This is a genomic window from Flavobacterium kochi (assembly GCF_048286715.1).
Lineage (GTDB): Bacteria > Bacteroidota > Bacteroidia > Flavobacteriales > Flavobacteriaceae > Flavobacterium.
On record NZ_JBLVPW010000001.1, the window covers coordinates 176,574 to 190,817 of the forward strand.

Annotated in this window: 6 protein-coding genes; 5 read left to right on the forward strand and 1 reads right to left on the reverse strand. The window is 34.3% G+C overall.

Annotated elements, in window-relative coordinates:
* Window position 1 precedes the first annotated feature (1 nt).
* Window positions 2–2,215, reverse strand: coding sequence for a fasciclin domain-containing protein (locus tag ACNQGH_RS00790; RefSeq protein WP_417954079.1), 2,214 nt, complete (start codon window positions 2,213–2,215; stop codon window positions 2–4).
* A 1,197-nt stretch (window positions 2,216–3,412) separates the two neighbouring features.
* Here ACNQGH_RS00790 and ACNQGH_RS00795 point away from each other — a divergent pair.
* The 5 genes from ACNQGH_RS00795 to ACNQGH_RS00815 all read left to right on the forward strand — a co-directional run bounded on the left by ACNQGH_RS00795 (window position 3,413) and on the right by ACNQGH_RS00815 (window position 13,979).
* Window positions 3,413–4,033: an RNA polymerase sigma factor gene (locus ACNQGH_RS00795; RefSeq protein WP_417954080.1), complete on the forward strand. Its 621-nt coding sequence runs from the start codon at window positions 3,413–3,415 to the stop codon at window positions 4,031–4,033.
* Window positions 4,034–4,106: 73 nt separating this feature from the next.
* Window positions 4,107–5,222 (forward strand): FecR family protein, encoded by a 1,116-nt coding sequence (locus ACNQGH_RS00800; protein WP_417954081.1) that lies wholly within the window; start codon window positions 4,107–4,109, stop codon window positions 5,220–5,222.
* 154 nt (window positions 5,223–5,376) lie between these two features.
* Window positions 5,377–8,751 carry a TonB-dependent receptor gene (locus ACNQGH_RS00805; RefSeq protein WP_417954082.1) on the forward strand — a complete coding sequence of 1,125 codons (3,375 nt, stop codon included), beginning with the start codon at window positions 5,377–5,379 and terminating at the stop codon, window positions 8,749–8,751.
* Window positions 8,752–8,763: 12 nt separating this feature from the next.
* Entirely contained in the window at window positions 8,764–10,401 is a 1,638-nt protein-coding gene (locus ACNQGH_RS00810; RefSeq protein WP_417954083.1) for a RagB/SusD family nutrient uptake outer membrane protein, read from the forward strand.
* Between the two features lie 206 nt (window positions 10,402–10,607).
* Window positions 10,608–13,979: a VCBS repeat-containing protein gene (locus ACNQGH_RS00815; RefSeq protein WP_417954084.1), complete on the forward strand. Its 3,372-nt coding sequence runs from the start codon at window positions 10,608–10,610 to the stop codon at window positions 13,977–13,979.
* The last annotated feature ends 265 nt before the right edge of the window (window positions 13,980–14,244 follow it).

Genomic DNA, 14,244 nt, shown 5'->3' on the forward strand with positions numbered 1-14,244 from the left:
TTTATTCCGTAAATTTAAGATAGTTGTCTACTAAATGGATTAAGGATCTATCTGCTAAGTTGTTACTACTGGCTGAAATAAAATTAGCAGCTGGATTGCTTCCTGAATTATCTTTAAATGATAATGTCCCAGGTGTGCTAATTATTTCAACATAAGTTTTATCCCCTTGAGTATTTTTTCTTAATGTTTCATACTGCCCAATAACAAGTCCGTCACTTGAAGCTGTCTTATTAGATATGATATGGTAACGGATAAAATCGGCAATCAAATCTCTTTCTCCCTGTATTATTGTAGCAGGATTAGCAGGAAGCACTTTAGCTGTTACTGCTCTTGCAATAGCCGCAGTATTGGGCACTATAAAAGTATAAGATGTACCTAAATCAACTCCCTCAATTTTACCAGTACTTGCGGTATATATTGAAGAATTTAATAGATATTGATAAAAGTTATTAAATTGTGTATTACTTGCTGCTAAACGCTTAATTACCAAACCTTGTAATTCCTCAGAATATTGAGGTAGATTATCTACATAATAAGCTGTTCCATTTTGTTGTACTTCTTTTCCTGTAACATTAACAGCAGTAGCACCTGGAATAACATTACCAGCTGCGTAAATTTTGTTATTGCTCCATTTTATGTATTCACCCGGAAGATCACTATCTCCCGTACGAATAATTCCTGAAGTAGTGGCAATATTATTTAACTCTCCATTGGGTGTATAAACGATACAATTGTAAAAAAGTCTTAATAATCTATTTCTAGCATTACTTCCTGTTATAGTTGCTCCATTTGCTGGAGAAACATAAACCCAATATAAATGGTTCGCATCGTATTCATAACCTAGACTTCTCAATATAGCATCAGATGGCAAGAAAATCGCAAATTTTTTATTTATATTACTGATCATTTCCTTGTAACCTGAACCGTCATTATATATTCTAGTTGCAAAACTATACTTAGGGTCTAAATAAGCCGAAGTATAAACACTATAAAATAAATTTGATTTTTGAACTATGTTAGAACCATAAAAAAATCCGTTACTTAAAACTTTTTTATCCGTAATATTACTATTGAAATCAAATCTTAAATCCTCTTTTAAACCATTAATAAAATTCCCTTTCATACTTGGCCACACCGCACCTTGTACCATGTGTGCATTTATCAAATCTTGAAAAACATATCTAGGCAGTTTATCAAGCGAAGGGTAATTCTTAAGTAAAACAGTATTTATAAAATTCTGCAAAACAGCATTTTCAGGAACAATCATAGTATAAGCATCAGCTTGACCATCATTATCCTCTACTTTTAGATAATTTTCATTATTAGGTGCAAATACTAAAGAAGGATCATAGACCTTAACAAAAACATCATCCGATTTTCCACTATAATTACGATAAGTGGTTGTAGCAGTTTGATTAAAAACATAACTAACTAAATTATCTTCTATAATTTTACGAAAAACACTGTAATTACTATTTTGTTCTAAATACTGATCTATATTCTCTAATGGAAGATTTACTTTATCTAACTCATGAATAAATCCATTTTCGGCAATAATATCCGCCTCAGTTACTTTTGAATCTAAAACATTAAATCCTGTATATTCTTTGCTAGGATAGAAATAATTAAAATCATAAGAACTTAAACCTTTAGCTGTAAAATATTCCTTTGTAAAATAAGTAATATACTTATTATTATTATCTCCCGAAATATAGTTGAAAGAACTATTACGGTTAGAGCCTACTATCACTTTCGGTTGACCATTTATCGTTTTAGTCAGAAATCCATCATAAAATGCTGTTCTTCTTCGAAAGGCATTATCTAATACCCATCCTTTTGATGATTGATAGTCCGAAAGCTGTTCTTCTCGAAAGGCATTATATATGAGCGCATATCTCACAATTTTAGCGGCAGTAACGGAATCAATACTGCTCACGTTTGAAATGCCTTTTTCTTGAAAGAAACTGGAGAACGCCGCATCATTAGGAGCCATCATAGTCCAATATCCTGCTTTACTTAAGATATTTTTGTAACCTGCTTTTTCTATTAGAGCAGTCAGATTTTTGAAATTGCCACGCGTCTCCAGTTGTTGGTAAATAGGTGCTTCAAGACCTGCTGGACGGGCATAGTACTCATCAAATACGTCTCGACTACAACTGGACAAAAAAGCCAGAAACGGAAGGACAAGTAAATAGTAGTGTATTTTTTTCTTCATTATAGATTAACGTATAAAGTTGTGAACAAATATTTATGCTTTTTTTAACTATTTTTTATTACTATCTAGGTTTTCAAATTTATAAGTTCAGCTTGCTACAACTATCCTGTCCCATCCTGTTTTTTTTTGTGTTTTATAAAAAAAAGGTTAATTAAATATTAATTTCATAATCTATTAACTGTTATTGCAACAATATGGGAACCCTTGTATTTATTAGGGCTGAGCTTATTAGCTCCTTTCCAGTTTTAAGCGTAAAAATCACACTTAAATAATTTAACATTTTTTTTGTAATTCAGAAAAAGGAGACAGATAAATGGAATAATTATAGATTATAGAACTTTTTCATAAGTAAAAAAATACAATTAGTAAGATTTTTACTTAATTATTAGGAATATTTGTCAAAATGACCTTTATAAATACAGCAGCTTTACCAATTTTATCTCCAAAAAACGTTAATCGAAATGTGTATCGTTTTGCTAAAAAACCTTCCATAAAACACAAACTGTTACAACCAATCAAATAGCATTTTTTTAATCGAACCCCTTCGGATTGACAAACAGAAATAAATACTTAAATTAAAAACACGGTGATGGTAATAGGATGAAATTCCTTTTTCTTCTTTTTTTCCTTGTTAATTACTCCTGTTTTGCTAACTAAAACACAAAATAAAAAATAAAAAAAATGAATTTTATCGGCCTCCGGTAATTTTAGCCATAACCTGCATCAACAGGTAATTTGATTTAAAAATCGCCAACGGCTACATTTTTTCAGGTGATGGCATTCGGTCCACTAAATAACCGCAATAACAGGTAGCGTAAAGGTTTTTACGACTAAAAACAAGAAGAATTGATTGCACCTACTAACCAAAAACACGCTGCCTCAACGTACGGACAAAAGTCACTTTAGAAGTACAGCACGCTTGTACAAAACAAAGTCTTTTATAAAATGGACTGCGATTATATATAGCGCCAATTTTTTGGCATTTCGGATGATACTCCTCGACCAACTATCCAAGACACCACTCTCACAAAACAACACTATCGAACCCTTTAAAAAAACACATATAAAAAACACATATCGTAATTTATTTATGATTTTTATAGATTATTTGTTAAAAGTGTTATATTTACACTTTTAAATCATTTCATCAAAAACATACCCTTTAACTCTATTTTAAAAAACCAATATCTTAAAATTTTGAAAAACCAAGTATTACATACCGATACGATTACCGACTCCACTCTTTGGAGTAATCTGAAAGTAGGTGATGAAAAGGCTTTTTCATTACTTTTTAAAAAATATTACGGGAATTTAGTGCAATATGGAAATTCTCTTTCTCCTTTTACTGAAAAGGTCCAAGATTGTGTACAAGATGTTTTTACGGATATCTGGGTTTACAGACAATCCTTAAATGATTCCGTTATAGTAAAGGCGTATTTATTATCTTGTGTCCGCAAACGCATTGCAAGGATACAGGAGCGAGATCATATTTTTCGTCAAACTACTTCAACGGATTCCATTAAATTTCTGTTTGAGTTCTCTATTGAGCATCAGCTTATTTTAGATGAAGCTACTGCCAGTAAAGTATCCCAACTCAATAAACTATTGAATGATTTGCCTGCACGACAAAAAGAAGCCTTATACCTTCGCTACCATCAAGGGCTTACTGTCGAACAAATCGCTGAAATTCTACATGTTAATTATCAATCTGCAAACAATTTACTGCACCGTGCTTTACTAAACCTTCGCAAAGAATGGAAAGGCAATAGCACCCCTATTTTGTCAATACCACTATTCTTTTTTATTATTTTTCAATAAATCAAAAAAAAATATAATTTAAATGAGTATGTAATAAAAAAACTGTCCTCTATATCAGAGTAACACTTTTTTAATGCAACAACGTAACAATTATACCGAAATAGAAGATTTTTTAGCCGACACCTCATTCCAATTGTGGGTCCGCTCAAAAAACGACCCACAAGGCTGGGAAGAATGGACTTTGGAAAATCCCAAACGAGCCAAATTGGTCGAAGAAGCCCGATTGTGGTTATTAGCCATGAAAGTTGCTGATAACAATTTGTCACAAACAGCTATTGAATCAGCTTTAGAAATCACTTGGTCAAAAATAGACAATAAGGATATAGAAAAAAAAACGATCCAAAGATCTGTAAAAAAACTATGGCAAAATTACTGGCTGAAAGGAGTTGCTGCAGTTTTTATCTTTGGTTTATTGTCAGGTTTGGTTTATACCAATTACTTTACTTCTGGAAACGTGACAACAAATTACGATGCGATTATCCATGAACACGGCGAGGGTCTTGTAGAGCAGACAAACAATTCAAACAAGCCACAAATTATAACCTTATCCGACGGCAGTTCCGTTTTACTTCAACCAAACAGTAAGTTGAGTTATCCTAAAATTTTTGCTAAAAACGAGCGAAAAGTATACCTCTCAGGTGAAGGTTTTTTTGAAATCAGCAAGAATCCCAAAAAACCATTTTTTGTATTCGCAAATGAAATCGTCACAAAAGTTGTGGGAACGAGTTTTAGGATAAAAGCATACAGTAGTGAACCAAATGTCGAGGTACTGGTTCGTACTGGTAAAGTAAATGTAAGATCCAATCAGTTAATTACAAATTCAAAAGAAAAAGAAGTTGTTTTGTTACCAAATCAAGCACTACGATTTACGCGTCAGAATCTTACTTTTAATAAAATCACAGATATTACTCAAGACGAATCCCTAACTCACAGTTTAGGTAATATTGAGCAGTTAAGTTTTGAATTTACGGATATTCCTGTAGCCCAAATCTTCAAAACCATTGAGCAGGCTTATTTAGTAGAGATTGATTTTCCAAAAAACAAACTAAAAGAGTGTCGTCTTACAACGTCCCTTAGTGATCAGCCGTTACCGGAAAAACTAAAAATCATCTGTAAATCTATCGGAAACAATTCCAATTATGTGATGAATGGTAACCAAATTATTATTTTATCAAATGGATGCAACTAAATTTAATTTGCCTATGTAAAAAGAAATAAAAAAAGCGTCGAAATGCTGTAACATATTCGACGCCTGAATAAAATCAATTTGCTCTCTGTAAAGAGCAATTTGTACTGTTCCTTAAATACCCAGTTAATAGTATTAATCAAAACAACCCAAAATTATGAAAAAACCTGTTGTTAAACAACGATTACTCATTCGAATCATGAAAATAACATTATTTCAATTTGTCTTGGCGCTTGTATTTTCAAGTGTCACCATGGCAAACAGCATGAAAGGACAAGAAAAATTAGACACCAAGGTAACCATTACCATTACCAACATGACCCTGGAGACGGCATTGTCTAAACTTGAAGAATCCACCCATGTGAAGTTTTCGTATAATTCGAGAATGGCTCAATTAAACCAAAAAGTAAGTATAAAGGCCAATGAGGAATCCTTATCTACCGTGCTAGCTCGAATTTTGAAGCCGCTAAATATTGGGTATACCGAAGTTAGCAATCTAATTGTATTACAAAAAGAAAGCGTTCTTGACGAAAATTCAACTGCAGATCAAACAAAAAAAAATCAATTCGGAGCAGTCGTTTCAGAAATCACCATTAAAGGTAAAATTACTGACAAACAAGGGCTTCCCTTGCCAAGTGCTACTGTACTTGTCAAAAATTCTAATAAAACTACCACTGCAGATTTAGATGGTAATTATACTATTAATGCTTCAGAATCTGACATTTTGATATTTTCATATATTGGATTTACCTCTAAAGAAGTCCCTGTTTCAGGTCAAAAAATGATTAATGTTGTGTTAGAGGAAGACATCGCTAAACTAGATGAAGTTGTAGTTGTTGGGTACGGTACTCAAAAACGTAGTAAAATCTCAGGCGCTGTTTCTGAAGTGAGTCAAAAAGCAATTGCTAGAAATCCATCCGCTAATTTAAGTAATTCATTAGTTGGACAAGCAACAGGTATAATAGCTACGCAACGTTCTGGAGAACCTGGAAAAGATGATTCAAATATTTACATTAGAGGTATTGGTACAATTGGTGATTCATCACCTATTTATGTTATAGACGGTATCGTTCGCTCCTCTAGTGATTTTTCACAATTAAGTTCAAGTGAAATTCAGTCTTTCTCGATATTAAAAGATGCTGCAAGTGCGGCGGTTTTTGGAATACGTGCAGGTAACGGTGTAATTCTTGTGACAACTAAAAGAGGTGCGGAAGGAAAAATGCAAATCGATTTTAATACTAGTTCTGGGGTTCAAGAGAGAACTAAAAATCCTGAATTCTTGAATTCCTATGAATATGCAACACTATACAACGAGGCCTTAGCAAATGATGGAAAACCAGCGCAGTATTCGCAAGATGACTTACAAAAATATCTTACTCATAGTAGTCCGGATACACATCCTGATTCTGATTGGTTTTCTGTTTTAAAGAAAACAGCTTTAATGCACAATTATAACCTTTCTGCAACTGGTGGAACAGACAAAGTACGCTATGCAACATCTTTTGGTTATTTAAAACAAGAAGGAATCATTCCTTCTAATGACTTTAAAAGGTATAATTTCAGATCTAATATAGATGCTAATGTTACAAATACTACTAAACTGTCGTTTGACGTTTCTGGTAGAGATGAAAAAACAAACAATGTAGCATCAGAAGAGGTATTTAGATGGATGTCAGGAATACCTAATAACCGTACTCCAATACAATGGTCAAATGGTGAATATTCTAATGGCCCGTCTTATTTAACTTTACCTGAGAATGGCTATAGAAAAAGAAATATACAGGCATTTCGTGGCCGCATGGAATTAGAACAACAATTGCCGTTTATTGAGGGTTTGTCCATAAAAGGTATTGCTTCTTACGATAAAACCCTTACTGATAATAAAAACTGGACTTTTACTAAAATTCCTTTTTTTAACAGACTTTCGGATGGAACCTTTGTTCAGGCAGCAAATGGACCAACTTCATTAATCCAAAATCATTTGGATGAACAATCGGTTACTTTAGAAACACATTTAAATTATAAAAAAACTATTGGAAAAAGTGATTTAACTGGACTGGTATTATACACTCAAACAAAACAACTCTGGAATTTTTTAGGGGCATCTCGAGAAGGTTATACCTTAGCAATTGACGAACTAAATTTTGGAGCTGCTGCTAATCGTAACAATAATGGTTATTCAGGAAGTAGCGGAAGACAAGGCGTTGTTGGAAGGGTAAACTGGTCTTATGACGACAAATATGTTCTTGAAGGGAGTTTTAGAGCAGATGGTTCAGAGCAATTTGCTAAAGGCAACCGTTGGGGATTTTTCCCCTCTTTTTCTGCAGGTTATGTAATTTCAAATGAATCCTTCTTGAATAATTCTTCAACAATTGATTACTTAAAGATTCGCGGATCCTATGGAGTATTAGGAAATGATCGATTAAGAATAAATAATCAGGATCAACGGTTCCTTTATTTACAGTCTTACAATGTAAATGGTTCAGCGGTTTTTGGTGATGCAAATGTACAACAGGCTATCGTTGAAGGTCGCTTATCAAATCCAAATGTAACTTGGGAAACTGTTAAAAAACTTAATATCGGTTTTGATGCCACACTTTGGAAAGGAAAGTTAACTGCCACTGTTGATTACTTTTTCGATAAAAGAAGTGATATTTTGGCGGATAGAAATCTTTCTGTTCCTAGTCTTCTTGGAGTAGGATTGCCTATTGAAAATTTAGCCAAAGTTAACAACAGAGGGATTGAATTCACCGTAGGACATAAGAATAATATAACCGAAGACTTACACTATTCAATGAGTGCAAACTTAACTTTTGCGAAAAACAAAATTGTTTTTATTGATGAAGCTGCATCGGTAAACCCAAATATTAAAAGAACTGGCTTGTCTCTTAATACTCAATTTGGTTATCACGCTATTGGATTGTTTCAAACCCAAGCAGAAGTGGATGCTGCTCCTACTCAACTTGGAAATACAGGCCCTGGGGATATTCGTTATGAAGACATTAACAGCGATGGTAAAATTAATGATCTTGATAGAGTTGCAATTGGTAAGTCTAATACTCCTGAGATTATCTTCGGTTACAATGGAAACATACAATACAAGGATTTTGAATTCTCATTTTTATTTCAAGGGGCTACTAATGTAAACCAATATTATGCAGGAGAAGGGGCCTGGCCATTCTTTGTAGGATCCAATGCCTTAAGAGCAAATTTAGATCGTTGGACTCCCACAAACACCAACGCCAGCGAGCCTCGTGTGTTAGTTGATCCAACCAATCTGAACCATGCTGAATCTTCATTTTGGATGAAAGACGCATCTTATTTACGTCTTAAAAATGTGGAATTAGCGTATAGTCTTCCAATACAAGCATTGAAACTACATTTTGTACAAGGTGTGCGTATTTATATTAATGCAAATAATGTAGCCACATGGTCTAAAATAAAAAACTATGATCCAGAAAACGGAAATGGAAGAGGATGGGATTATCCTCAGTTTAGAATTTGGAATGCTGGAATAAACTTTAAATTTTAAAAAAACATTAAAATGAATATAATAATTAAAAAATCATTACGATTTGGATGGGCATTTATGTGCATCTCAATATTTTTTAGCTGTGAGAAAGATATTCTAGATCAATTACCTAAGGATTCGCTTACAGGAGAAACAGTATGGACGGACCCGCAAGGGGCGACTCAGTTCGTTAATGCAATTTACGGACAAATGCCATCGGGGTTTGACCGTAACTACCAAGGCTGGGGAAAAGGTCTTTACTTACTTGATGGCGCATCTGATGATGGGGACGTTGGGATGCCATGGACTCATTCTAACGAATTACAAAGCGGAAACTTTTTACCCTCTAATGTTCCTTGGGGCGAAACTTGGGGCGATTATTATGGTTTAGTTCGAAAAACAAATGTTGCTTTAGAGAATTTGGGAAAACTTCAAAATGAATCACTTAGAAACCGACTTCTGGGTGAGGCCTATTTTTTGAGAGGGTTCATTTATCATGAGCTTTTAAGATTGTACGGAATGCCAGCTGTAGGGGGAGAACCAACTGGAGTGCCTCTTATAGATAAAAGTTTAACACTTCAAGATGATTTTAAGATCCCTCGATCTACTTATGACCAAGTGGTTAATTTTATTGTAAGTGATATGGAGAAGGCTGCTGCCATGCTTCCTAAAAAAGGGCAAATCGAGGCTGGAAGAGCAACTTCAGGAGCTGCCTATGCACTAGAAAGTCGTGTTCTGCTTTATGCAGAACGTTGGCAGGATGCTGCAAACGCAGCAAATAAAGTTATAAATACTAATTACACATTGTTCAGTGATTATAGAACCTTGTTTCTGACTAAGAACAATGATGAAATCATTTTTGCTAAGAAATTTCAAGCCCCTGATAAAGTTCATTTTGGAGTGAATAACGGATTTGATGTTATTAATTCACCGCCATCAATTCGGGGAGGTAGTGATGCTGGATGGGGAGGTAATGTCCCAACACAGAATTTTGTTGATTCCTATGATATGATTGATGGGAAATCGCAGGCAACTTCTCCTTTATATAATCCCAACAATCCCTATGTAAATCTTGATCCGCGATTTGAAGCAACTGTAGTCCATAATGGATCTACTTTTCGCGGACGTGTAATCGAATTGTTTGCTGGAGGTGCAGACGTAACAGGCAGAGCAGAGGATACCAAAACGGGTTATATTCTTCGTAAATTTCATGAGGAACAATACACTCTTTATACAAAAAGTAGTGATCAGGATTGGATATTTATTAGATATGCTGAAGTGTTATTGAATTACGCTGAAGCAAAAAATGAAGCTTCCGGACCAGACCAAACAGTTTATAATGCAATTAATGCGATAAGAAAAAGAGCTGGAATTCCAGACTTGGTAACAGGGCTTTCAAAGGATCAAATGCGCGTCAAAATTAGAAATGAACGCAGGATAGAATTAGCTTTTGAAGAGCATCGGTTTTTTGATATTCGCAGATGGAAAATTGCTGAAAGTTTACTTAACGGGCCTTTGTATGGCATGAAGATGACTAAGACGGGGAACACCATTACCTATACCCGTTATCCGTTTGAAACAAGAGGTTTCCCTTCTAAATTATATGTATTACCAATTCCACAGTCAGAGATTGATAAAAATCCTGCTGCTAAGCAAATTAATGGATGGTAAATTTCATATGAGGCAATAAAAAATGATAGCTGCTGATTAAAATACCAGCAGCTATTTTGATTTGTAAAACGGAGCGTGCAATTCGTTATATAGTTACTAAAATCGAAATAATATTTCAAAAAAAATGTTACGCACTTTGGATCGTTTAATTGAAATTATCATCAAAAAATATGAACCTAAAAAAATTAATAATAAACATTTTGATCTTGTCTTGTTTTACAATTGTAACAGGCTGTAAAGAGGAGGATAACACCTTATTTGTGCCTTTAGAGGGTAGCCAAACTGGTATTTCATTTACTAATACAGTTATCGAAACAGCAACACTTAATATAATGCAATATGAATACCTTTATAACGGAGCTGGCGTTGGCGTTGGCGATTTTAATGGTGATGGTTTAGCTGACATCTATTTAACAGGAAATGCGGTTGAAAACAAACTCTATATCAATAAAGGAAAATTTAAATTTGAAGATGTTACCAAATTATCCGGTGTAGAAGGAAGAAAAGGATGGAAAACAGGTACAAGTATAGCAGATGTTAATGGAGACGGTCTACTAGATATATATGTTTGTTATTCAGGTTTAGGAACTAACGAAGATCGAAAAAATCAACTGTTTATTAATAAAGGGACTAATAAGAATCATGTACCTAAATTTGTGGACGAAGCCGCTGAATATGGTCTTGATGCAAAAGGAAGTTTTAGTACTCAGGCAGCTTTTTTTGATTATGATCGAGATGGAGACTTAGATATGTTTCTCTTGAACCATTCAAAAACCTTTTATTCTCCATTTTACAACAGTACAAAGTTACGCAATACAAGACATCCTTTTTTTGGAAATGCTTTGTATAGAAATGACAATAATCATTTTGTGGATGTTAGTCAAAGTGCTGGTATTTTTGGAAGTGGTTTAAACTTTGGATTGGGAATAGCAATAAGCGATTTCAATCAAGATGGTTTGCCAGATATTTACGTATCTAATGATTATGATGAGCAGGATTTTTTATATCTTAATAAGGGAGACGGGACATTTATGGATGTTACTAAAAAGTCCTTTGGCCACCTATCAAAATATTCCATGGGGAATGATGCAGCAGACTTGAACAATGATGGACGTGTTGATTTGATTACATTAGATATGCTTCCCGAAGATAATTATAGACAAAAATTATTAAAGGGACCTGATGAATATGATCGTTATCAATTGGCAATAGACAATAATTACCACAAACAGCAAATGCGTAACATGTTGCAGTTAAACCAAGGATTGGATCAAAACGGAATACCTGTATTTAGTGAAATAGGCCAACTTGCAGGTATTTCAAATACAGATTGGAGTTGGGCATCCCTAATTGCAGATTTTGATAGCGATGGTAAAAAGGATCTCTTTATTACCAATGGATATTTGCGGGATTATACCAATAAGGATTTTATGAAATATGAAGTTAATGACGCTATGCAAAAAGCAAGGACACATGGCAAAGAGTTATTTGACGATAAAGGGAAGAAGGAGTATGCCAGCGTTATTTATGAGTTAGTCAAAAAAATGCCTTCGACCAAAATTCCAAATTATATATTTAAGAATCAAGGCAACGCTACATTTAAAAACGTTACCAATCAATGGGGTTTTTCTACTCCTACTGTTTCAGCAGGAGCTGCTTATGCAGACTTTGATAATGATGGTGATTTGGATTTAGTGATTAATAACACTAATGAGCCCGTTGGAGTTTACAAAAACACTGTAGAAAAAGAGAAAAATAATTTTATACGAATAAAATTAAGAGGAAAGGATAAAAATACTTTTGCTCTAGGTGCAAAGGTTTGGGTCTATACCGATTCTTCCGTTCAATTTCTCGAAAACTATAACACCAGAGGATATCAGTCATCGGTAGATCCCGTACTTTACTTTGGATTAGGTAAATCCAATAAGGCATCTATTAAAATCCAATGGCCAGATGGGAAGATTACAGCTGAAAAAAATATTAAAATAAATAGACTTCTCCAATTTGATCAGACTAAATCAAAATTCAACTTAGAAAAGAAAAAAGAAGAAAAGACTACTATTTTTAAAGACGTTACAGAATCTCTTGGGATTAAATTCGTACACCAAGAAAATGGTTTTGTTGATTTTAAAACAGATCGACTCGCCCTAAAGCAAAGTTCTAAGTCTGGACCTAAAATGTCAGTTGCAGATGTTAATAACGATGGAATTGAAGATGTTTTTATAGGTGGAGCATCAGGACAAAGGGACCAACTGTACCTCTCTCAACCAAGAGGATTATTTGCTGAATCAAGTAATGACTGTTGGGAAAAAGATAAAGATTTTGAGACCACAGCTTCAGTGTTCTTTGATGCAGATGGCGATGGTGATAAAGATATATATGCAGTCAGCGGCGGAAGTGAACTCCCATTAGGATCTTCCAAATTAATGGACAGACTTTATCTAAACGATGGACAAGGCAAGTTTAAAAAAGCTCCTTCAGATGCTTTACCACAGGCATTTTCAAACGGAAGTTGTGTAGCCGCAGGCGACTATGACGGCGATGGTGATGAAGATTTATTTGTAGGAGGAGGTGATGTTCCTGGACATTATCCCTTATGCGCGCTAGGTGGAATTTTGAGAAATGACACCAATCGTTCAACAGGAAAGGTTAAATTCACTATTACAACAAAAGAAGTAAATCCAATATTACGCCAACCTGGACTCACTACCGATGCACTCTGGATAGATATCGATAATAACTCATCATTGGATCTTGTTTTAATTGGAGAGTGGATGCCTATCCGTATATTTCTCAATAAAAAAGGAAAATTGGTTGAAAAAACAGCTGAATTAAATCTTTCAAAAACTAATGGACTATGGCAGAGTATCGAAAAAGCCGACATGGATGGAGATGGCGACGTTGATTTAATTGTTGGAAATATCGGATTAAATATGCCTTTTAAAGCTTCGAAAACGGAGCCTCTTGAAGCTTACGTTGGTGATTTCAGAGGAGATGGAGTGTTAACTTCGGTTATTAGCAGCTACATACAAGGAAAAAGGTATCCGATTGCTTCACTCGATGAAATGCAAGACGCTTTTCCGTTCTTAAAAAAGAAATTCTTGAAGTATTCCCAATATGCCTCGGCAACATTGGACAATACTTTTCCTGCGGAGCAGTTAAAAAAAGCCACTCACTTAAGTGTTTATCAACTTGAGAGTCTATATTTAGAAAACAAAGGGGGGAGCTTTAAAATTCATTCTTTGCCTATAAAAGCACAATTTTCTGCCATGCAAGGAATTATTGTTCAGGATTTTACGGGAGACAATAAAAAGGATATTCTGTTGGCGGGCAACTATTACCCGTTTAGGGTACAAAATGGACCTTGCGATGCTGGAAAAGGATTACTATTGGAAGGGAATGGACATGGAGGCTATAAAATAATTGAAAACAATAAACTAGGTGTTTGGATGGATGGAGATGTAAGAGATTTAAAATTATTGAGAGGAAATAATAAAATGTATGTAATCATATCAAAAAATAATGATAAAACTCAAGTAATCCAGTTAGTCCATTCAAACAAAGCATTGCTGCATTAATACAGTGAGCCGGGCAGGAAATTGAATAAGAAGTACCTATAGATGTGATTCCGCTTAAATCAGGATCAATTTTACGATGAGACCTTTAAACTGCTTTAACTGGTAGGGTTTATCACTAAGGATAAATATAAATCTTGAAGTAATGAAAAAAGAACAGCGATCTGGATAACATTACTTACTGAAAGAATCATTTTTCTATTATTATTCAATTTCTTTTTCAGCAGAAAGATAATTTGTTTGTCTTTTGGTAAGCCCAAATTATTTT